The 19,169-nt window shown below is 72.0% G+C and carries 21 protein-coding genes; 7 read left to right on the top strand and 14 right to left on the bottom strand.

The features are described 5' to 3' along the window. Nucleotides 1–94 precede the first annotated feature (94 nt). Nucleotides 95–454 (bottom strand): arsenate reductase family protein, encoded by a 360-nt coding sequence (locus ACZ4SW_RS07220; protein ID WP_468239022.1) that lies wholly within the window; start codon nucleotides 452–454, stop codon nucleotides 95–97. 164 nt (nucleotides 455–618) lie between these two features. Here ACZ4SW_RS07220 and ACZ4SW_RS07215 point away from each other — a divergent pair, with 164 nt between their 5' ends. After that, entirely contained in the window at nucleotides 619–927 is a 309-nt protein-coding gene (locus tag ACZ4SW_RS07215) for a hypothetical protein (RefSeq protein ID WP_468239020.1), read from the top strand. A 100-nt stretch (nucleotides 928–1,027) separates the two neighbouring features. On the opposite strand, the gene ACZ4SW_RS07210 is transcribed toward ACZ4SW_RS07215, so the two are convergent. Further along, nucleotides 1,028–2,239, bottom strand: coding sequence for a winged helix DNA-binding domain-containing protein (locus tag ACZ4SW_RS07210; RefSeq protein ID WP_468239018.1), 1,212 nt, complete (start codon nucleotides 2,237–2,239; stop codon nucleotides 1,028–1,030). A gap of 202 nt (nucleotides 2,240–2,441) precedes the next feature. On the opposite strand from ACZ4SW_RS07210, the gene ACZ4SW_RS07205 reads away from it, so the two are divergent. After that, complete coding sequence (locus tag ACZ4SW_RS07205; RefSeq protein WP_468239015.1) at nucleotides 2,442–2,711, top strand: hypothetical protein; 270 nt, start codon at nucleotides 2,442–2,444, stop codon at nucleotides 2,709–2,711. Nucleotides 2,712–2,718: 7 nt separating this feature from the next. On the opposite strand, the gene pspAB is transcribed toward ACZ4SW_RS07205, so the two are convergent. The 3 genes from pspAB to glnA all read right to left on the bottom strand — a co-directional run bounded on the left by pspAB (nucleotide 2,719) and on the right by glnA (nucleotide 5,901). Further along, complete coding sequence (gene pspAB, locus ACZ4SW_RS07200) at nucleotides 2,719–3,303, bottom strand: PspA-associated protein PspAB (protein ID WP_468239013.1); 585 nt, start codon at nucleotides 3,301–3,303, stop codon at nucleotides 2,719–2,721. A 6-nt stretch (nucleotides 3,304–3,309) separates the two neighbouring features. Further along, nucleotides 3,310–4,233, bottom strand: coding sequence for a zinc metalloprotease HtpX (gene htpX / locus ACZ4SW_RS07195; protein ID WP_468239011.1), 924 nt, complete (start codon nucleotides 4,231–4,233; stop codon nucleotides 3,310–3,312). Nucleotides 4,234–4,491: 258 nt separating this feature from the next. After that, nucleotides 4,492–5,901: a type I glutamate--ammonia ligase gene (glnA, locus tag ACZ4SW_RS07190; protein WP_468239009.1), complete on the bottom strand. Its 1,410-nt coding sequence runs from the start codon at nucleotides 5,899–5,901 to the stop codon at nucleotides 4,492–4,494. Nucleotides 5,902–6,099: 198 nt separating this feature from the next. Between glnA and ACZ4SW_RS07185 the strand changes: the two genes are divergently transcribed. Beyond that, nucleotides 6,100–6,567, top strand: a complete 468-nt coding sequence (locus ACZ4SW_RS07185) for an RDD family protein (protein WP_468239007.1) — start codon at nucleotides 6,100–6,102, stop codon at nucleotides 6,565–6,567. 223 nt (nucleotides 6,568–6,790) lie between these two features. Here ACZ4SW_RS07185 and ACZ4SW_RS07180 read toward each other — a convergent pair whose 3' ends face one another. The 4 genes from ACZ4SW_RS07180 to lipB all read right to left on the bottom strand — a co-directional run bounded on the left by ACZ4SW_RS07180 (nucleotide 6,791) and on the right by lipB (nucleotide 10,040). After that, nucleotides 6,791–7,492: a DUF4191 domain-containing protein gene (locus ACZ4SW_RS07180; protein WP_468239004.1), complete on the bottom strand. Its 702-nt coding sequence runs from the start codon at nucleotides 7,490–7,492 to the stop codon at nucleotides 6,791–6,793. A 166-nt stretch (nucleotides 7,493–7,658) separates the two neighbouring features. Next, nucleotides 7,659–7,856 carry an SCO2195 family GlnR-regulated protein gene (locus ACZ4SW_RS07175; protein WP_468239002.1) on the bottom strand — a complete coding sequence of 66 codons (198 nt, stop codon included), beginning with the start codon at nucleotides 7,854–7,856 and terminating at the stop codon, nucleotides 7,659–7,661. Nucleotides 7,857–8,133: 277 nt separating this feature from the next. Then, nucleotides 8,134–9,099 carry a lipoyl synthase gene (lipA, locus tag ACZ4SW_RS07170; RefSeq protein WP_468239000.1) on the bottom strand — a complete coding sequence of 322 codons (966 nt, stop codon included), beginning with the start codon at nucleotides 9,097–9,099 and terminating at the stop codon, nucleotides 8,134–8,136. A gap of 143 nt (nucleotides 9,100–9,242) precedes the next feature. After that, entirely contained in the window at nucleotides 9,243–10,040 is a 798-nt protein-coding gene (gene lipB / locus ACZ4SW_RS07165; RefSeq protein ID WP_468238997.1) for a lipoyl(octanoyl) transferase LipB, read from the bottom strand. A gap of 295 nt (nucleotides 10,041–10,335) precedes the next feature. On the opposite strand from lipB, the gene ACZ4SW_RS07160 reads away from it, so the two are divergent. Continuing rightward, nucleotides 10,336–11,772 (top strand): regulator, encoded by a 1,437-nt coding sequence (locus ACZ4SW_RS07160; protein WP_468238994.1) that lies wholly within the window; start codon nucleotides 10,336–10,338, stop codon nucleotides 11,770–11,772. A gap of 13 nt (nucleotides 11,773–11,785) precedes the next feature. On the opposite strand, the gene ACZ4SW_RS07155 is transcribed toward ACZ4SW_RS07160, so the two are convergent. Both ACZ4SW_RS07155 and ACZ4SW_RS07150 read right to left on the bottom strand, forming a co-directional pair. Beyond that, nucleotides 11,786–13,156, bottom strand: a complete 1,371-nt coding sequence (locus ACZ4SW_RS07155) for an NAD(P)/FAD-dependent oxidoreductase (RefSeq protein WP_468238992.1) — start codon at nucleotides 13,154–13,156, stop codon at nucleotides 11,786–11,788. 189 nt (nucleotides 13,157–13,345) lie between these two features. After that, nucleotides 13,346–14,248, bottom strand: a complete 903-nt coding sequence (locus ACZ4SW_RS07150; RefSeq protein WP_468238990.1) for a TIGR01777 family oxidoreductase — start codon at nucleotides 14,246–14,248, stop codon at nucleotides 13,346–13,348. Between the two features lie 71 nt (nucleotides 14,249–14,319). Between ACZ4SW_RS07150 and ACZ4SW_RS07145 the strand changes: the two genes are divergently transcribed. Next, complete coding sequence (locus ACZ4SW_RS07145) at nucleotides 14,320–14,808, top strand: GNAT family N-acetyltransferase (RefSeq protein ID WP_468238987.1); 489 nt, start codon at nucleotides 14,320–14,322, stop codon at nucleotides 14,806–14,808. Between the two features lie 12 nt (nucleotides 14,809–14,820). Here the strand turns inward: ACZ4SW_RS07145 and ACZ4SW_RS07140 are convergent, their stop codons facing one another. After that, nucleotides 14,821–16,005, bottom strand: a complete 1,185-nt coding sequence (locus ACZ4SW_RS07140; RefSeq protein ID WP_468238985.1) for a MarP family serine protease — start codon at nucleotides 16,003–16,005, stop codon at nucleotides 14,821–14,823. Between the two features lie 329 nt (nucleotides 16,006–16,334). Here ACZ4SW_RS07140 and ACZ4SW_RS07135 point away from each other — a divergent pair, with 329 nt between their 5' ends. Both ACZ4SW_RS07135 and ACZ4SW_RS07130 read left to right on the top strand, forming a co-directional pair. Then, the gene (locus ACZ4SW_RS07135) at nucleotides 16,335–17,102 is read left to right on the top strand and encodes a peptidoglycan recognition protein family protein (RefSeq protein WP_468238983.1); all 768 of its coding nucleotides are present in this window, start codon (nucleotides 16,335–16,337) and stop codon (nucleotides 17,100–17,102) included. Between the two features lie 152 nt (nucleotides 17,103–17,254). Further along, nucleotides 17,255–17,512: a hypothetical protein gene (locus ACZ4SW_RS07130; RefSeq protein WP_468239429.1), complete on the top strand. Its 258-nt coding sequence runs from the start codon at nucleotides 17,255–17,257 to the stop codon at nucleotides 17,510–17,512. Nucleotides 17,513–17,516: 4 nt separating this feature from the next. On the opposite strand, the gene ACZ4SW_RS07125 is transcribed toward ACZ4SW_RS07130, so the two are convergent. Next, nucleotides 17,517–18,035, bottom strand: a complete 519-nt coding sequence (locus tag ACZ4SW_RS07125) for a DUF4240 domain-containing protein (protein WP_468239427.1) — start codon at nucleotides 18,033–18,035, stop codon at nucleotides 17,517–17,519. Nucleotides 18,036–18,098: 63 nt separating this feature from the next. Then, nucleotides 18,099–19,103, bottom strand: a complete 1,005-nt coding sequence (locus tag ACZ4SW_RS07120) for a helix-turn-helix transcriptional regulator (RefSeq protein WP_468238980.1) — start codon at nucleotides 19,101–19,103, stop codon at nucleotides 18,099–18,101. Between the last annotated feature and the right edge of the window lie 66 nt (nucleotides 19,104–19,169).

The raw sequence follows: 19,169 nt of genomic DNA, 5'->3' as shown, positions 1-19,169 counted from the left end.
AGATAGGTACGCCGCTATGTACGAGATACCGAACGGAGTTACTCAGTGGTTTACAGGAGTCAGCGAAGTAACGTAGGTCACAGGAGCGCCGGCGTCAGCGGGACAGCGCGTCCCGTACGGCCTCCTCCGTGCGCCCGACCACGGCCGTACCGTCGTCGGCGGTGATGATGGGCCGCTGGATGAGCCGGGGATGCTCGGCGAGCGCGCGCACCCAGCGGTCACGGGACGCGGCATCCCTCGGCCAGTCCTTCATGCCGAGTTCCTTGGCGTCGGGCTCCTGGGTGCGGGTGATGTCCCACGGCTCGAGCTGCAGCCGGTCGAGGACGCCGCGGATCTCCTCCTCGGTCGGTACGTCCTCCAGGTAGCGGCGCACGGTGTAGTCGGCGCCCTCGGCGTCGAGCAGGGTGAGGGCGCTGCGGCACTTCGAGCAGGCCGGGTTGATCCAGATCTCCATGCCTCACACGGTAGCCGAAACACCCCTTCTCGCCCCTGTCACAACCTGGCTCAAATGGCCTGTGGCCAGGGGCTTTTGTCAGTGGGCGGCAGTAAAATAGAAGCAGTGTTCGAGGGGGGCGCCGGAGCGTCCGGCATCTCCCTGACCGCGACAGGAGGATGCCTGTGCCCGCTGCCGCAACCAGGCCGAAGCCCACTCAGTCGACGGCGCGGCGGCCGGTCCCGCTGGACCTGCCGTACGCACCGGTGGCCAAGCGACCGCTCCCGCCGGGGCGGCCGCGCGAGTGGTACGTCACGCACAACCGGCGCCTGAAGGCCATGCGCCTCGCGATCGCCCTGCTCGACTCGGGGGTGTACGTACCGAACCAGGCGCACAACGAGACGATACGGAACACGGCGGAGCAGATCGGGGTACGGCCGCCGTCGGACACGACGTGCCACATGGTGCGGGCGCTGATGCGGTACTGCCGTTGAGCGTGGCGCCGGGCGCCCTCCTTCCTTTCGGGCGCCCGGCGTCGTGGCCGCCGCCCCCGGGGGCCCCTTCCCCGGGCCCCCGGGGACGGCGGCCTCCTCCTCAATCGCCGGACGGGCCGGGCAGGTTGGCCAGCTCCTTCTCCAGAGGTGTCCGGAAGCGTGGTGTCACCCGGGTGCCGGCCAGCCACGATCCCAGTCGGGCGGCCTCCGTGGCGATCGCCTCGTGCGCCTCCCGGCCCAGATCCTCCTTGTCCAGGACGCGCCACACCACCTCACCGTCCGCCCGCTGCGCCCACCCCCCGACCACCCGGCCGTCCCACCACACCGTCGGGCCGACATTGCCACTGCGGTCGAACAGGGCCGGCCGCAGCTCGGGGGACAGGTACCAGTCCCGTTCCTGCCAGCCCATCGCCGTGGGGTCCAGGGCCGGAAGCAGGGCCGCCCACGGTCCGGCGGCCGGCGGCGATTCCTCGTCGCCGGACGTCACGTACCCCGTCGCCCCGCCGTCCAAGGTCACCGGGACCGCGTCCATCGCCGTCAGCGCCCGCCGCACCTCCGTCACCCTCCAGCCCGTCCACCACTTCAGGTCCCCCTCCGTGGCCGGGCCGCAGGCCGCCAGCCAGCGCCGGAGCAGCTCCCGCTGGGCCTCGGCGGGCGGGAGTTCGGGGTGGGGCGGGGCGATGGCCCAGCGGAACTGCGACGACGTCCACGCACCCAGCGGACGCCCCCGGACCACCCGGCCCTCGACGCCCAGAACGCGCATCAGCCGCGACGACACCGTCTGCAGGGCCTCGTAGCTCTTGCCCGCCCCGTACGTGAACTGCTCCTTCAACCTCGGCTCGTCCCGGGTGAGCTGGACCGTCGTCGCCTCACCGCGCCGGGCCAGCGCGGCGAGCGCCGACGCCTCGACCTCCGTCAGCCACTCCTCCGTCAGCCGCCCGCCGCTGCCGGCCGCCAGGTCCTTGACCAGGCCCGCGCGTGCCTTCGCCGCGTTCACCAGTCCCGTCGACGCGTGCACCACGGCCGTGAGTTCGGTCGGGAACACGAACACGGTGTGCCGCATGCCGTGCATCCGCACCAGCGTCCGGTCCTCGTACAGCGCCCGCTCCACCTCCGCCACGGTCTTGCCCGCATCCGCCAGGCGCGCCCCGACGGCGAGGAACACCGTGGCCGGATCCGTGCCGTGCAGCGCCACCAGCGAACCGGAGACCTCCTCGGGCGTCGCCGCCCGCGCCCCCGCGCCCAGCCGGTGCCGCGCCGCGAGCCGGGCCCGCCGCTCCGCCGTCCCGATGTGCCGCCGCGCCTCTCCCATGCCGCCTCCACCGAATGCCGCCCCGTACGCGCTCCGCCATCCTCTCGCACGGCCCGGCCACCGGTCCGGCACAGCCGAAAAGCAGATGCACCCCCCGTGACCGCATCCCTACGCTGGACACACGTTCCGATGGTGGTCGCACACCCCCGGCACCCCGTCGGACCCTCTGGCACAACCACTCACTCAAGCGAAGGAGGGCGTCATGGGCACCATCATCCTTGCCGGAACCGTCGTCCTCGTCCTCTTCGGGTTCGGCAACCACATCTGGTGGCTCGCGGCCATAGCCCTGGTCGTCCTGTACGCGCGGTACGGTCGCGGCTCGTCGCCCGCCGGCACCCCGGGCGCCCCGGCCTCGGCGGCCACCTACCGGGAGTACCGAGAGCGCCGTGACCAGCAGGCCAAGTGGGAGCGCCGCTACCGCCGCGAGCGCCCCTTCGAGGCCCGTCGTCAGGAGCGCGGGCCGAGCAAGTAGGGGCGCGTCACAGGCCGGGCGCACCCCAGATCGGGAACCACCGGCCGAGGTCCTGCTCGATCCGCAGATCGTTCGCGAGGACCGCCTTGGTCTGCAACTCCAGCGCGTTGTCGCGCCGCTCGCCCTGCCCGGCGAGCGGCGCGAACGGGTAGTAGGTACCTCGCTTGTACAGGTAGACCAGGCCCAGCCGCCGCCCGCCCGGGCCCTGGAAGCCGGCCACCGAGCACAGCAGTTGCGGGCCGAAACCGTTGACCTCCATGGCGCTGTTCACCGCGTGCAGGTCGTTGACCAGGGCGGAGAGCTGGTCGGGGGTGCGGCGCGAGACCAGCCACGAGTAGCCGTAGTCGTCCCGTTGCAGCTCGACGGGCGGCCCGGTGCGGTCGGTGTCGGCGTCGAGGAGCGCCTGGACCTCACGGTTGGTCTGGGTGAAGGCGCCGCCCTCCACCGTGGCGAAGCAGACCGCGCCGGTCCCGGTCGGGGTGAACCCGGTGGCCGCCTCCAGCGTGATGGCCGCCGACGGCAGGGCGAACAACCGGTCGAGATCGGGTGCCGCCGGCTTCGTACGGCCGAGCAGGATGTCCAGGAACCCCATCGGCCCTCAGCCCGCCTTTCCGGGCGCCGCTGCCTCGCCCAGTTCCGCGGAGATACGGGCGAGCTGCTCGAGCCGCTGCTCCAGCGTGGGGTGCGTGGAGAACAGACGGGAGATGCCCGGCTCGGCACCGAAGGCCGGGGTGAAGTAGAAGGCGTTGAACGCCTGCGCGGTCCGCAGATCCCTCGTCGGGATACGGGCGATGTCCCCGGTGACCTTGGTCAGCGCGGACGCCAGCGCCGAGGGCCGCCCGGTCAGGTGCGCGGCGGCGCGGTCCGCGGCCAGCTCCCGGTACCGGGACAGGGCCCGGATCAGCAGGAAGCTGATCGCGTAGACGAGCGCCGAGATCCCCATGACGGCGCCGAGGACGACCACGGTGTTCTGGTCCTTGCGGCCCCGCCCGCCGAACAGCTCCGAGTAGAAGGCGAACCGCACCACCAGCCCGGCGATCACCCCGAGGAACGACGCCACGGTGATCACGGCGACGTCCTTGTGCGCCACGTGCGACAGCTCGTGCGCGAGCACACCCTCCAGCTCCTCGGGCTCCAACCGCCTGAGCAGTCCGGTCGTCACGCACAGCACGGCGTGGTCGGGGTTCCGTCCGGTCGCGAAGGCGTTCGGCATGTCCAGCTCGGAGACGGCGACCAGCGGCTTCGGCATGTCGGCCACGGCGCACAGCCGGTCCACCACACCGTGGAGCTGTGGATACTCCTCCCGCTCCACGATCCGCCCGTGCATGGCGTACAGCGCGATCCGGTCCGAGAACCAGTACTGCGCCCCCAGCGCCACCGCCGCGATCACGACGACCAGCACCCAGGACTTCAGCAACGCGATCAACGCGGCGACGAACGCCACGTACAGCAATCCGAGCAGAAACAGCGTGACCGTCATCCGGACGGTCAGCCGCCGATCACTCTGGAACCGGCTCCGCATCCTGCATCACCCCGCAGTACCCAGCAGTAAGGCACTCGTCCCACCCCCATTGTGCGCCCAACGCCACCCATGAACCGGTTCCGAACGGCTCCATGGCAGGCAAAGAGTCGCTGTGGAGGGCCCTGGCGGATCCTTGGGGTAACGGCGGAACGGCGGAACGGCGGAGCGGCGAGTGCGGCGACGACGGAGCCCCGTCGCCGCCCGGGGGCGGTGACGGGGCTCCGTGTTCTGCGTGTCAGTGCTGCGGCAGCGGCCGGCTCACACGTCGAAGTACAGCTCGAACTCGTGCGGGTGCGGACGGAGCTGGAGCGGGGCGATCTCGTTGGTCCGCTTGAAGTCGATCCACGTCTCGATCAGGTCCGACGTGAAGACGTCGCCCTGGAGGAGGAACTCGTGGTCGGCCTCGAGCGAGTCCAGGACGGCCGAGAGCGAGGTCGGGACCTGCGGGACGTTCGCGTGCTCCTCGGGAGCCAGCTCGTACAGGTCCTTGTCGATCGGCTCGACCGGCTCGATCTTGTTCTTGATGCCGTCCAGACCGGCCAGCAGCAGCGCCGAGAAGGCCAGGTACGGGTTGCCGGAGGAGTCCGGGGCGCGGAACTCCACGCGCTTGGCCTTCGGGTTCGAACCGGTGATCGGGATACGCATCGCGGCGGAACGGTTGCGCTGCGAGTACACCAGGTTCACCGGGGCCTCGAAGCCCGGCACCAGACGGTGGTACGAGTTCACCGTCGGGTTGGTGAAGGCCAGCAGCGACGGGGCGTGCTTGAGGATGCCGCCGATGTAGTAGCGGGCGGTGTCCGACAGGCCCGCGTAACCGGCCTCGTCGTAGAACAGCGGGTCGCCGTTGCTCCACAGGGACTGGTGCACGTGCATGCCGGAGCCGTTGTCACCGAAGATCGGCTTCGGCATGAAGGTCGCCGTCTTGCCGTTGCGCCAGGCGACGTTCTTCACGATGTACTTGAAGAGCTGCAGGTCGTCCGCGGCGGCGAGCAGCGTGTTGAACTTGTAGTTGATCTCGGCCTGGCCGGCGGTGCCCACCTCGTGGTGCTGGCGCTCGACCTTCAGACCGGCCTTCTCCAGCTCCAGGCTGATCTCGGCGCGCAGGTCGGCGAAGTGGTCGACCGGCGGGACCGGGAAGTAGCCGCCCTTGTAGCGGACCTTGTAACCGCGGTTGTCCTCCAGCGCACCGGTGTTCCAGGCACCGGCCTCGGAGTCGATGTGGTAGAACGACTCGTTCGCGCTGGTGGCGAAGCGGACGCTGTCGAAGACGTAGAACTCGGCCTCGGGACCGAAGTACGCCGTGTCGGCGATCCCGGTGGAGGCGAGGTAGGCCTCGGCCTTCTTCGCCACGTTCCGCGGGTCACGGGAGTACTGCTCGCCCGTGATCGGGTCGTGGATGAAGAAGTTGATGTTGAGCGTCTTGTCCCGGCGGAACGGGTCGACGCGTGCGGTCGACAGGTCGGCGCGCAGTGCCATGTCGGACTCGTGAATGGCCTGGAAGCCACGGATCGAGGATCCGTCGAAGGCGAGCTCGTCGTCCGGGTCGAACGCCTCAACCGGCACCGTGAAGTGCTGCATCACGCCCGGCAGGTCGCAGAAGCGGACGTCGATGAACTTGACGTCCTCGTCCGCGATGAACTTCTTGGCCTCGTCGGCGTTCTGGAACATCCAGCTCCTCCTAGTCCCGACCGTCCGTGCCGGGGGGGTTGTTCGTTCGTGCGGCCAGTGCGGTGGCACACGCTGCAGCCGACCATAGGGACGGGCGGTTTCTCAGGCGTGACCCATTTGTTTCCGCCAGGTTAACCGGCTCGCGCCTCCGTGACCCCGGCTCCCGGCCGGCCGAATCGGGAGCGATACCGTGGACGGGTGGACAACAGGCAAGCAATCGGATCGTGGCTCTCCGGTCCCCGCGCGGCCATGGAAGAAGCCGGCGCGGACTTCGGATACCGCGGGGAGCAGCTCGGTCTGCCCGAGCAGGGGCCGGGCTCGATCGCCCGCCCGGGCCGGCGCCTCGGCGCCCTCGCCGTCGACTGGGGCCTGTGTGTCTTGATCGCATACGGTTTGATCACCCACGGCTACGCCCCGGCGACCGGCAACTGGGCGCTGCTCGTCTTCTTCGTGCTCGGCGTCCTGACGGTCGGCACGATCGGCTTCACCCCCGGCAAGCGCCTCTTCGGCCTGCGGGTGGTGGCCCTGGGCACGGGCCGGGTCTCGCCCCTGCGCGCGGTGCTCCGCACGATCCTGCTGTGCCTGGCCATTCCGCCGCTGATCTGGGACCGGGACGGCAGGGGACTGCACGACCGGATGGCGGGGACGGTCGAGGTCCGGATCTGAGGCCTCGCAACGGTCCGGGGTCTGGATCCGAGGGGTTCGAGTGGTCCGGGTGGTGCGGATGCGAGGGCTCCGAACGGTCCGGGTGGTGCGGATGCGAGGGCTCCGAACGGTCCGGGTGGTGCGGATGCTAGGGCTCCGAGCGGTCCGGATCAGAGAGCCCGGAACGCCGATGGGCCGTCCTGAGAGCGATGTCTCAGGACGGCCCATCGGCGTTCCGGCTTGGTCATCGACCCTTCGGGCCACCTCGCGGCATCCGCATCCCCTTGGGGAGCGGCCCCTTGGGCAGCGGCATGTTGCTCATCAGATCACCGAGGGCCCGCAGCCGGTCGTTCGTGGCGGTCACCTGGGGGCCGGTGAGCACGCGCGGGAACTTCAGCATCGTCGTGCGCAGCTTCTTCAGCTCGACCTGGCCCTCGCCGGTGCCCACGACCAGGTCGTGCACCGGCACGTCCGCGACGATGCGCGCCATCTTCTTCTTCTCGGCGGCGAGCAGGCTCTTGACGCGGTTCGGGTTGCCCTCGGCGACCAGGACGATGCCGGCCTTGCCGACCGCGCGGTGCACCACGTCCTGGCTGCGGTTCATCGCGACCGCCGGTGTGGTGGTCCAGCCGCGGCCGATGTTGTCGAGGACCGCCGCGGCGGCGCCCGGCTGGCCCTCCATCTGGCCGAAGGCGGCGCGCTCGGCCCGGCGCCCGAAGACGATCGCCGTCGCGAGCAGGGCGAGCAGGAGGCCGAGAATGCCGAGATAGATGGGGTGACCGATCAAGAAGCCGATCGCGAGGAAGACACCGAAGGTGATGATTCCGACTGCCGCGAGTACAAGACCGATCTTGGGGTCGGCCTTGCTGGTCATCTTGTAGGTCAGGGCGATCTGCTTCAGTCGCCCCGCGTTCGCAGCGTCCGCTGCAGGTTCCTTCCTCGCCATGCCACGAAGTCTACGTGGCCCGGGAAGCGGCTACGACGGCAGTGCCGGTGGTGGAGCGGTGGGGGTGGAGCGGTGGGGACGCTCCGGTGCGCGGGGAAGTCGCGCGGGGTTGCCCGGAGGGCGGTCGGACGCCCTCTTGGGACGGGACCGCGGGACCGGGCGGCTGCTACGAGCGGGAGGCGGCGGCCTCGAGGACGCGCTCGGCCTCGAACCGGTCCTTCGCGCGGCGGCGGTCCTCCAGGACGGAGGTCCAGGCGTTGCGGCGGGCGGTCCGCTGACCGCCGCTCATGAGCAGTGACTCGATGGCACGCAGTGCATCGGTGAATGACGGGATCGCGTTGGCACGGACGGGTGCGGCCTGCATGGTGGAGGTCTCCCCTGGGTCGGCGGCTCGTGGCCTGGACACTACTGGGCGTGCAGTCAGGCTCACTGTTCGGTGTTACCAGGACGTGACCGACCGGTCAAACGCCAATGAAACCTTGCTGCGCTGCGGGAAAAGACGGACGCGGCCCCGCCGGTGCCCGCCAACTGCGGGGACGGTCGGGACCGCGTCAATCGGCCACTACCCGGCGGTAGCCGCTTGTGTGCGGATTCACACGCGGGAAGTGGCACGGAGTGCCAGAACCGGGGTGGCGGCCGGGTCAGACGGCCTGCGCGGCGACGTACGTGCCGCGCTTCTCCACGGCCATCTGGTACAGCCGCCCGGCGCGGTACGAGGAGCGGACGAGAGGGCCGGACATGACGCCGGAGAAGCCGATCTGCTCGGCCTCTTCCTTCAGCTCCACGAACTCGTGCGGCTTCACCCAGCGCTCCACCGGGTGGTGGCGGACGCTCGGGCGCAGGTACTGGGTGATGGTGACCAGTTCGCAGCCGGCGTCGTGCAGGTGGCGCAGTGCCTCGCTGACCTCCTCGCGGGTCTCGCCCATGCCGAGGATCAGGTTCGACTTCGTCACCAGGCCGTGGTCACGGGCCGCAGTGATCACCTTCAGCGAGCGCTCGTAGCGGAAGCCGGGGCGGATGCGCTTGAAGATCCGCGGGACGGTCTCGATGTTGTGGGCGAAGACCTCGGGGCGGGCGGAGAAGACCTCCGCGAGCTGCTCGGGAACCGCGTTGAAGTCGGGGGCGAGGAGCTCGACCTTGGTCCGTCCGCCCTCGCGCTGTGCCGTCTGCCGGTGGATCTGCCGCACGGTCTCGGCGTACAGCCAGGCGCCGCCGTCCTCCAGGTCGTCGCGGGCGACGCCGGTGATGGTGGCGTAGTTCAGGTCCATGGTGACCACGGACTCGCCGACACGGCGGGGTTCGTCGCGGTCGAGTGCCTCGGGCTTGCCGGTGTCGATCTGGCAGAAGTCGCAGCGGCGGGTGCACTGGTCGCCGCCGATGAGGAAGGTGGCCTCGCGGTCCTCCCAGCACTCGTAGATGTTCGGGCAGCCGGCTTCCTGGCAGACCGTGTGCAGGCCCTCGCTCTTCACGAGGTTCTGCATCTTCGTGTACTCGGGACCCATTTTCGCCCGGGTCTTGATCCACTCGGGCTTGCGCTCGATGGGGGTCTGGCTGTTGCGGACCTCCAGGCGCAGCATCTTGCGTCCGTCGGGTGCGACTGCGGACACGTCGGCTCCCTGTAGCTTCGATTCTTCGGCGTACACCAGGGTACGCCCGTGGTTGTCGGCCCCCGTGTCGAGACCAACCCGGGGGCCCTGGGGTGCATTCCCCTGCCGGGTGCACGGGGTGTCGGCCCGCCCCCGGCGTCCCCTCACGCGGAGGCCCGCTCGACCTCCCGCGGCTTCAGCTCCGCGTTCTCCAGCACGTCCCGAAGGTGCCGCTCCACCACCGGCAGCACCTCCTCGATCGTCACGTCCCGGCCCAGCTCGTTCGCCAGGGACGTGACCCCGGCGTCCCGGATCCCACACGGGATGATCTTGTCGAACCACGCGTTGTCCGGGTTCACGTTCAGTGCGAAGCCGTGCATCGTGACGCCCTTGGCGACGCGGATGCCGATCGCCGCGATCTTGCGGTCCTCCCGCCGCTGCCCCGCGTTGGACGGCGCGTACTCCGGCCCGTTCAGCCGCGGGTCGAACTCGTCGTCGTGCAGGCGAGGGTCGAAGTCCAGGGAGAGTCCCCCCAGGGACGGGCGCTGGTCGACCGGGTCCCCGAGGACCCAGACCCCGCTGCGGCCCTCCACCCGCGTCGTCTCCAGGCCGAACTCCGCACACGTGCGGATCAGGGCCTCCTCCAGGCGCCGTACGTGCGCCACCACGTCCACCGGGCGCGGGAGCTTCTGGATGGGGTAGCCCACGAGCTGACCGGGGCCGTGCCAGGTGATCTTGCCGCCGCGGTCCACGTCGATGACCGGCGTGCCGTCCAGGGGCCGCTCCTCGGGCGCCGTGCGCCGGCCCGCCGTGTAGACCGGAGGGTGCTCCAGGAGCAGGCACGTGTCCGGGATCTCGTCCGCGAAGCGGGCGGCGTGCACCCGGCGCTGTTCGTCCCACGCCTCCTGGTAGTCGACGGCCTCGGTCCCGAACCCCATACGGACGAACCGCAACTCACTCACGGCAAGCGCCTCCCTAGAAGCTTCGTAAGGCGCGAAACGCGCCCACGCCACTGTACGACCGGCCCGGACGGAACGCGCCGCCCGGTCGACGTCAGCCGACCGGCCAATCCTCACACGATCGGATGAATAGACGCGGAAGAGTGCGATCGTCTGCTCACTCTCCGCTACATTCACGCCGTCCACCAGGCCATAAGGGCTGTTCACAGGCGATACGGGCACAGCGGCGACCGGGGGAGGCACCTGCCCCTCCGCGAGGCTGCCGCGGTGGCCCGAAAGGCAGGAGACCGCACCGCAGATGACGGAACGACCCGCGCAGCGCACCCCCAACCGACAGCTCGCCGCGCTCATCGCAGAAGCCGGGTTCTCCAACGCAGGTCTCGCCCGTCGCGTCGACCAGCTCGGCCTCGAACACGGGCTCGATCTGAGATACGACAAGACATCCGTGACCCGCTGGCTGCGCGGGCAGCAGCCGCGCGGCACCACCCCGGCGCTGATCGCCGAGGTGTTCACCCGGCGGCTGGGGCGCCGGCTCACCGCGCAGGACCTCGGACTGGACGCCTGCGCCCCGGTCTACGCGGGCCTGGAGTTCGCCGCCACGCCGGAGGAGGCCGTCGACATCGTCAGCGGCCTGTGGCGCAAGGACTCCGGCAGCCACGCCGAGCTCCGGAAGATCGCGTTCACCCCGGCCGGGCTCGTCGTCCCCAGCCGGGACTGGCTGATCGGACGCCCCGACGACAAGGTGGCGCGCGGAGAGGCCGCCCCCCGTGTGCCCGCCCAGGGCCGCCCCGTCGTGCCCCGGCAGCGCGGCCAGTCCGAGCGCGGGCCCGGCCAGAAGGTCACCGGCGGGGACATCGCCGCCCTGCGCTCGGTCGGCGAGCTGTTCCGCGCCCTCGACCACGCCTACGGCGGCGGCCACGCCCGCCAGGCCCTCGTGCGCTACCTGGAGCACGAGGCCGAGCCGATGCTCCGCGGCACCTACGGCGAGCAGACGGGCCGCCGCCTGTTCGCGGCGGCCGCCGATCTCACCCGGCTCGCCGGCTGGACCTCGTACGACATCGGCGCGCACGGCCTCGCCCAGCGCTACTTCGTGCAGGCGCTCCGGCTCGCCCAGGCCGCCGGAGACCGGATGTACGGGGCGTACGTGCTGGTCACGATGAGCCGCCAGGCCGTCTACCTCGGCCACGGCCGCGAGGCGGTGCAGCTCGCGCGCGTGGCCCAGCAGGGCGTCGGCACGTCCGCACCGCCCGTCGTGCAGGCGATGCTGCACGCCGTGGAGGCGCGCGGGCACGGCGTACTCGGCGAGGTGCGCGCCTGCACGTCCTCCCTCGTACGGGCCGAGCGCGCGCTGGAGTCGGCCCGGCCCGGCGACGAGGCCCCGCACTGGGCCCGGTTCTTCGACGAGGCGCAGCTCGCCGACGAGTTCGGGCACTGCCACCGGGACCTGCAGCAGTACCGGGCCGCCGTCCAGCACGCCGAGCGCTCGCTCCAGCTCCGCGCGCCCGGCTACGCCCGCAGCCGGCTGTTCTGCCGGGTGGTGCTCGCCACGGCGCGGCTCGGCCTCGGCGAGCTGGACCAGGCGTGCCAGCTCGCGGCCGAGGCCGCGGGGCAGGCCGCGGAGATGCGGTCGGTGCGGGCGACGGAGTACGTACGGGACTTCGAGCGCCGCCTGGAGCCGTACAAGGACGCCGCACCCGCACGCGGCTACCGCGACAAGGTGGCCGCCCTGCACTGACCCCGGCGGCCGCTCAGGCCGCCGTCGGCAGGGGGTCCGCCAGCTCGGTCGGGCCCGTGCCCAGGTCCGCCAGGACCGCGCAGGCGGCCCGGTGGCCCGAGTGCAGTGCGCCCTGCACCGTGCCCGTGTCCCGGTGGTCGCCGCACACGTACAGCCCGGCCAGCAGCCGCACCGGCCGGCGCACGTCGTGCGGGGGCCGCATCACCGGGACGGCCCGCGCGGTGTGGTGCACGGCGAGCGTCTCCCAGCGCGTGGTCGAGATGCCGTACAGACGGGCCAGATGGGCCCGCACGGCGCCGTCGACGTCCTCCGGCGGCGCGCCGAGGACGGTGGAGGAGACCAGGGCCCGGCCCGCGGGCGCCCGGGACGGGTCCACCAGGCTGACCACCGCCGTGTGCGCCACCGGGCCGTCGCGGTCCGCGTCGAGCAGCAGTGACGCACCGGTCGGCGGCGGCTCGTCCATGGTGTGGTGGACGACCGTGACGGGGTGGAAGTCGGGCACCCGCAGCCCCGGCAGCAGCTCAGCGGCGGCATGCGCGTCGGTCGCCAGCAGCACGGCCCGGCAGCGGACCTCGCCGTGCTCGGCGGTGGTGACCGAGGTCGTCGAGACGGAGGTCGCGCGCACGCCCGTGTGCACGGTGCCCGGCGGCAGTGCCCGCGCCAGCAGTTCGGGCAGCACCTCGGCGCCGCCCTCCGGCACGCACAGCCGGCCGCTCGCGAAGGCGCGCAGCGCGAGGTCGGCGGCGCGGCTCGACATGCTCAGCTCCGGGTCGCACAACAGCGCGGCGAGCAGCGGACGCAGGAAGCCCTCGACCGTACGGGCCGGCATCCCACGGGCGGCGAGCGCGCGCCCGGCGGGCAGATCGGGGCGGGCCAGCAGCCGTTCCAGGGGAGTGGCGGCCATCCGGGCCAGCACCGCGTTGAGCCGGGCCTGGTCCACTGCGCCACCGAGCGGGGCGGGGGATCCCGCCGCCCTCGGCCGGACGGCCCGCGCTCCGGCCGTCCCGTTCCCCGGGCGGGGCGCACTGGCCAGCGCGCGTACAGCGTTGAGCGCGCCCCGTGCGCCCCCTGCCGCCGGGAGAGCGCCCGCACGCCGGTGGCGCCCCCCGCTGTGCACCAGGACACCCGGCGCGAAGGGGCGCAGGACGAGCGCGTCGAGCCCCGGGGTCAGGCGCAGTTCGGGATACGACGTGGACAGGAGCTGTCCGACGCGGTCGAGCCGGAAGCCGTCGACCTTCTCGGTCGCCATCCGGCCGCCCACACAATGGGCGGCCTCCACAACGGTGGTACTCACTCCTGCACTGGTCAGTCGGTGGGCCGCAGCGAGGCCGGCCACCCCGGCCCCCACGATGACGACGTCCGCCTGACGCACGGGCTTCAACACGTGCCCCTCCTCGAGGTTGCGCGGTCGGCGAAGACGTCATGCCCGCGACCGGCTTCAGGAATACCCGAGTTCTGCTCGAGGGTAGGGCCGCGCACGGTCAAGTGAAGTCGCGCATCGACAGAGCACGGTCGCACAGCGGTCGCATGCGGTCGAACGCGAAAGGTTCCGTGCTGCGGTGGTGCCGTCCGGTCACCGTCGGAGCGCCTCCCGCAGCGCGTCCTCGATCCCGGGAAACGTGAAGGAGAACCCCGACTCCAGCAGCCGCCTGGGCACCACCCGCGCGCTGCCGAGCACGTCCCCGGCCATCTCGCCGAGAGCGAGCCGCAGTGCGGGCGCCGGCACGGAGAAGAGGGTCGGCCGGTGCAGCACCCGCCCCATGGCCGCCGTGATCTCACCGTTCGTCAGCGGCTCGGGAGCCGTCAGGTTGAACGGCCCGGACAGTCCCTCCGCGCCGAGGAGGTGACGGATCGCCGCCACCTCGTCGTACAGCGAGATGTACGACCAGTACTGGCGTCCGTCCCCCATCCGCCCGCCGAGCCCCGCCTGGAAGAGCGGGAACAGCCGCCCCCAGGCGCCCCCTCCACGCGCCACCACCAGCCCCGTGCGCAGGAACACCGTCCGCACACCCGCCTCCCGCGCGGGAGCCGTCGCCTCCTCCCATTCCACGCACATCCGGGACAGGAAGCCGTCCCCGGGCGGCGCCTCCTCGTCGACCACCCGGTCCCCGGTCTCGCCGTAGTAGCCGATCGCGCTGCCGTTGACGAGGACACGCGGCGGATCGGGCAGCGCGGCGACGGCCTCCGCGAGCGCCGCCGTACCCAGCACCCTGCTGTCCCGCAGCGTCTTCTTGTACGCGTCCGTCCAGCGGTGGTCGCCGACCCCGGCCCCCGCGAGGTTGACCACCGCGTCGCACCCGGCCAGCGCCGCCGTGTCGACGTACCGGCCCTCGGGGTCCCAGCAGACCTCGTCCTCGCCGCGGGCCGCGCGGCGCACCAGGCGCACCACCTCGTGCCCGTCCGCGACCAGCGACCGGACCAGGGCACTGCCGATGAGACCGGAGGCTCCGGCAACGGCGATCCTTGAAAGTTCCATAAAACCCATCCTGTCCCGCGCCGCCTAAAACCCCGGTCAGGACATGCGTACCCCGCCGTACAGTGACCCTCATGCCCGCTCCGTACATACGTCTCGCCACGCTCGACGACGAGGAGGCGCTCGGCCGGCTCGACCGGGAGACCTGGTCCCCGCTGCACGCCGTCCAGCCCCGCCCCCAGCCGCCGTACCGCCCCTTCTACAACGAGCGTTACGGGCCGCAGGACCACCTCGTGGCGGAACTCGACGGCACCCTCGTCGGCTACATCCGGCTCGGCTTCCCGACCTCGCTCGCGTGCAACTCGCACGTCCGGCAGATCCAGGGCCTGGCCGTCGCCGAGGAGGCGCGCGGGGCCGGCGTCGGCCGGGCGTTGCTGCGGGCGGCCCAGGACGAGGCCCGCCGCCGCGGCGCCCGCCGCATCAGCCTGCGCGTCCTCGGCCACAACACCCCCGCCCGCAAGCTCTACGAGTCCGAGGGCTTCGTGGTGGAGGGCGTCCTGCCCGAGGAGTTCCTCATCGAGGGCCAGTACGTCGACGACGTGTTCATGGGCCGCCCCCTGTGAGGCGCCACCGGGTCAGGACGTGACGAGGTCGCCCGTGTCGACGGGCGCCGTGGCGTTCGCCGCCCGCTGCGCGTCGCCCGCCACCTCGTCCGCCGTCAGCACGTACCCCGTCTCCTGGTCGGAGGTGGACCGGGCGAACACCACGCCGTACACCTCGCCGTCGGTGGTGAGCAGCGGGCCGCCGGAGTTGCCGGGCAGGACGGTGGAGCGGATGGAGTAGATCTCCCGGGTGACGGTGTCCGAGTTGTAGATGTTCTGGCCCGTGGCCTGGATCTTGTTCGCGACCGTGGCGGCCCGCAGCGTCAGGTCGCCGTCCTGCGGATAGCCCGCGACCACGGCCGCGTCGCCGCGCTTGGCGCCGTCGTCGAAGCGCAGCACGGGCGCGTGCAGGTCCGGCACGTAGAGCACGGCCACGTCCCGGTCCGGATCGAAGAGCACCACCCGCGCCGCGTACGCCGGGCCGACGCCGCCCACGCGCACCGTCGGGTGGTCGATGCCGGCCACCACGTGCGCGTTGGTCATCACATGCCGTGCGGCATACACGAACCCGCTGCCCTCGCGGCCCTGGACGCCCGAGGCGCCCTCGATCTTGACCGTGCTGAGCTTGGCGGCGTTGGTCGCGCTCGGCGTGACGTTGTCCCCGGAGGGCTTGGCCACCGTCGCCGTCGGCTCGTTCTCGAAGGGGTTGAAGACCTGCGGGAAGCCCGCCTGGGTGAGCGCCGAGGTGGCACGCGAGAACCAGGTGGGAGTGGTGTCCGGCATCGCGCTCTGCACGGCGCCCAGCAGCCGTGAGTCCCGGATCGCCTCGGTGACCACCGGTGAGGAGGAGGCGCCGAGGACACTCGCGGCCACCCACGCCACGATCAGCACCGCCAGCGAGTTCGCCGCCGCCCCGCCGATGCCGTCGGCCACCCTGAGCGGCCCGTGGTCCAGCTCGCGCCGCAGCTTCAGCGCGAGCCGGCCCGCCAGCTCGTGGCCGATCGCCGCCGGCACCAGCACCGTGAACACCGCCGTCACCGTCGCCGCGGTCGTCCCCCGCGTCACCAGGTGCATCACCCAGGGCAGGATCCACACGCCGACGACGGCACCGCCGACGAAACCGGCCAGCGAGACGCAGCCGGCCACCAGTCCGCGCCGGTAGCCGGACGCCGCGTAGGCCAGGACGACCAGCGTCAGAAGGATGTCGAGCAGGTCCACGAAGCCGCCTTTCTCTTGGACCCCCTAGTACGCGCGGCGGGGTCCCAGTGATCAGCCCCGCGCGCGTGGCACCCGGAAACCGGCCACGCACGCGCCGACCTGCACCGCACCACCCGGGGAACAGCCTCCGCACCCCGGTCGGCGTGCGGTTGCCCGGGCGATCCGCGCGGCGCGCACTGGTGGAAACGTCCTGGACCGGGACGATGGTTCCACCGGGTGGCACACCACACATCGCGGGCGCGTCGGAAGGGATGGACAGTGGGTCCATGCGTGTCCTCCCAAGAGCACGAAGAGGCAGAAAGAGACGCCCGCTCCGATCGCTGCGTCCGATGCGGATACCGGACGTCGTGCTGCTGCTGGTCGGTTGTCTGCCGGGACTCGCCGCCGGTGCCGCGCTGGTGGTGGGCACCCTCGGCGCGGAATCCCCGGTCGCGGTCCGGCCCCCGCGGCCGGTCGGAGCCCGCTCCGCCGTCCTGCACACCGCGCCCAGGCCGCGCATCCTGCCGAGATCCGTCTGGGCGGGCAAGGAGGAGGGCGCCGGGAGCCGGCCGTCACCGCGCTACGACGACAAGGTCGTCGCCGTCTTCGTGCACCACACCGCCTCGCCCAACCAGTACGACTGCGCCGACACACCCCGCATCATCCGGGCGCTGTACGCGGGCCAGATCGGCTACCGCCGCTGGGACGACATCGGCTACAACTTCCTCGTCGACCGCTGCGGCACGATCTACGAGGGCCGCACGGGCGGCGTCGAACGGCCCGTCACCGGCGCCCACACCCAGGGCTTCAACCACCGCACCTCGGGCATCGCCGCCATCGGCACCTTCTCGCAGGGCGTGCCCGTGCCCCGGGCGATGGCCGACGCGATCGCCGCCCTGGCCGCATGGAAGCTGGGCATCGCGGACATCGACCCGCGCAGCAAGGTCAAGCTGGTCTCCAGCAACGGCCAGAGCCGGTACCAGGAGGGCAGCACCGCCCTGCTGCCCGCCCTCGCCGGCCACAACGACGGCTACATGACCAACTGCCCCGGCGCGGCCCTCACCGCCCTGCTCCCCTCCATCAGGGAGAAGGCGGCCCACCTGCAGGGCAGGAAGTGACGTCCGGTCGCACCCGCTGTTCCGGCGCGCCCGCGGACGCGGTCCACAGGAACGCCACAGATCCTCCGCAGGGCCCTGAAATCCCCGCGGCCTACGGTCGCGGCAACAGCCGACCGGAGGTGGGGATCATGACCAGCAGCCGTACGGAGACCATGACCAGCAGTCGTACGGAGACGAAGAGGACGAGCACCTGGGCGGGGGCCGCACGCAACCCCTGGACGGTGCTCTGCGCGGTCGCGGCGGTCGTCCTCGGCCCGGCCGCGGCCACGGCGTCCGCCCTCGACCAGGCAAACAAGGCGCCGCTGCACCACGCGGCGAAGCCCGGCCGGCCGCCGCACCCCCACCTCCCGGCCGCCGACGGGGCAGGGGCCTACCTGCCCGCCGACCCCACGCGTCGGCGCGCGGCCTGAACGCTCAGTCCCGGAAACGGTCCCAGAGCCGCGGATAGCGCTCGGCCAGCACAGATTCGTTCTCCAGATCGAACGCCGTCCCCTCCGGCTCCGTCGGCACGGGCGGGATGCCCAGGTCGGGCGTTTCGACGCCGGTGAGCTGCTCGTACGCCTCGTCCGCCGCGTAGCCGAGTTCCTCGCCGTCGCCGTCGACCTCCTCGTCGAAGTCCTCCAGCAGGTCGGCGAGCGAGTCGGGGTCGTGCAGAGCGCCCTCGAAGACATGCCGGCCCTGGCCGATCAGCCAGCACCGGAAGGAGTCGAACGCGTCGTCGCTGGCCCCGTCGAGCAGCACCCAGGCGGCACCCCACAGGTCCCAGCGGTAGGAGCGGTTGAACCGGGACTCGAAGTGCCGGGCGAAGTCCAGGACCGACTCCGGGTCCAGGTGCGCCAGCCGCTCGACGAGCACGTCGGCCTGTTCCTCGGGGTCGCCCTCGGCGGCCTCGCGGCTCGCGTCCACCAGCTCCCAGAACTGCGTCTCGTCCATCACGGGACCAGCATCGGCCTTCGGCGGGAGGGGCGCACGCGGAGTACGGAGTACGCCGGGGCGTCAGGAGGCGTAGAGATCCGCGAGCCGCCGCGCGTCGCTTGCGCAACGGGCGCGCAGCCGCTCGGGGGACAGCACCTCGACCTCCGGGCCGAGCGTCCTGAGCTGCGCGTGCGCGACCTCCTCGGATTCCACGGGCAGGGTCGCCGTCACCCGGCCGCGCTCGTCCGGGGGACCCGCGTCCCGCAGGGCCTCCCGAGCCGAGGTGTGGCCGACGGCGTACGGCAGTCCTCGTACGCCCTCCTCGGAGAGCCGTACCACGACCTCGGCCCGCAGGATGGACCGCGCGAACTGCTCGGCGCGCTCCGCCCAGAAGGCCGGGAGGTCGAACTCCTCGTCCCGGGCGAAGCGTTCCGCACGCACGTCCACGGCCGTGAAACGGTCGATGCGGTACACCCGGAAGGAGCCCTGCCCCGCGTCCCGTGCGGCGCGTCCCCGCGGCTCGCGGACCCGCGCGCACAGGTACCAGACGCCCGCCTTGAGCACGAGTCCGTGGGGCTCCAGTTCGCGCTCCACCTCCTCCTCGCCGCGCCGGTAGCGCGCGGTGACCGGCCGGTCGTCCCACACGGCGTCCGCGACCACCGGGAGCAGGGCGGGCGTCTCGGGTTCCTTGAACCAGTCGGGCGCGTCCAGATGGAACCGTTGCGCCGCCGTGCGCGGGGCGTCGCGCAGGGAGGGGAGGAGGGCCGCGGACACCTTCAGACGGGCCGCCGAGGCCGCGTCCTGAAGCCCCATCTCGCGCAGCGCGCCGGGCACGCCGCTGAGGAACAGCGCCTCGGCCTCGCTGCGGGCGAGACCGGTCAGCCGGGTGCGGTACCCGCCGACCAGCCGGTAGCCCCCGGCCCGCCCCCGGTCCGCGTACACCGGGATCCCCGCCTCCGACAGAGCCTGGGCGTCCCGGGTGACGGTCCGCTCGGACACCTCCAGCTCCTTCGCCAGCTCGGCGGCGGTCATGGAGGGCCGGGCCTGGAGCAGCAGCACCATTTTGATCAGACGGGCGGCACGCATGGGTTCATCATGCCCGGGACCACGGACGGTGAAGGGGTACGGCGGCCGCCGTACCCCTTCACCGTC

Source organism: Streptomyces sp. NPDC028331 (assembly GCF_055565775.1).
The sequence above is the reverse complement of the archived record's forward strand: the minus strand, read 5'-3'. Positions and strand labels throughout refer to the sequence as shown.

What these genes read in the sequence shown, in the direction of transcription:
- ACZ4SW_RS07130 (WP_468239429.1), top strand. Translation starts at nt 17,255, where the DNA reads ATGACCAGCAGTCGTACGGAGACGAAGAGGACGAGCACCTGGGCGGGG.
- ACZ4SW_RS07220 (WP_468239022.1), bottom strand. Translation starts at nt 454, where the DNA reads ATGGAGATCTGGATCAACCCGGCCTGCTCGAAGTGCCGCAGCGCCCTC.
- ACZ4SW_RS07135 (WP_468238983.1), top strand. Translation starts at nt 16,335, where the DNA reads ATGCGGATACCGGACGTCGTGCTGCTGCTGGTCGGTTGTCTGCCGGGA.
- ACZ4SW_RS07145 (WP_468238987.1), top strand. Translation starts at nt 14,320, where the DNA reads ATGCCCGCTCCGTACATACGTCTCGCCACGCTCGACGACGAGGAGGCG.
- ACZ4SW_RS07180 (WP_468239004.1), bottom strand. Translation starts at nt 7,492, where the DNA reads ATGGCGAGGAAGGAACCTGCAGCGGACGCTGCGAACGCGGGGCGACTG.
- pspAB (WP_468239013.1), bottom strand. Translation starts at nt 3,303, where the DNA reads ATGGGGTTCCTGGACATCCTGCTCGGCCGTACGAAGCCGGCGGCACCC.
- ACZ4SW_RS07125 (WP_468239427.1), bottom strand. Translation starts at nt 18,035, where the DNA reads ATGGACGAGACGCAGTTCTGGGAGCTGGTGGACGCGAGCCGCGAGGCC.
- ACZ4SW_RS07175 (WP_468239002.1), bottom strand. Translation starts at nt 7,856, where the DNA reads ATGCAGGCCGCACCCGTCCGTGCCAACGCGATCCCGTCATTCACCGAT.
- ACZ4SW_RS07120 (WP_468238980.1), bottom strand. Translation starts at nt 19,103, where the DNA reads ATGCGTGCCGCCCGTCTGATCAAAATGGTGCTGCTGCTCCAGGCCCGG.
- ACZ4SW_RS07150 (WP_468238990.1), bottom strand. Translation starts at nt 14,248, where the DNA reads ATGGAACTTTCAAGGATCGCCGTTGCCGGAGCCTCCGGTCTCATCGGC.
- ACZ4SW_RS07205 (WP_468239015.1), top strand. Translation starts at nt 2,442, where the DNA reads ATGGGCACCATCATCCTTGCCGGAACCGTCGTCCTCGTCCTCTTCGGG.
- glnA (WP_468239009.1), bottom strand. Translation starts at nt 5,901, where the DNA reads ATGTTCCAGAACGCCGACGAGGCCAAGAAGTTCATCGCGGACGAGGAC.
- ACZ4SW_RS07210 (WP_468239018.1), bottom strand. Translation starts at nt 2,239, where the DNA reads ATGGGAGAGGCGCGGCGGCACATCGGGACGGCGGAGCGGCGGGCCCGG.
- htpX (WP_468239011.1), bottom strand. Translation starts at nt 4,233, where the DNA reads ATGCGGAGCCGGTTCCAGAGTGATCGGCGGCTGACCGTCCGGATGACG.
- ACZ4SW_RS07160 (WP_468238994.1), top strand. Translation starts at nt 10,336, where the DNA reads ATGACGGAACGACCCGCGCAGCGCACCCCCAACCGACAGCTCGCCGCG.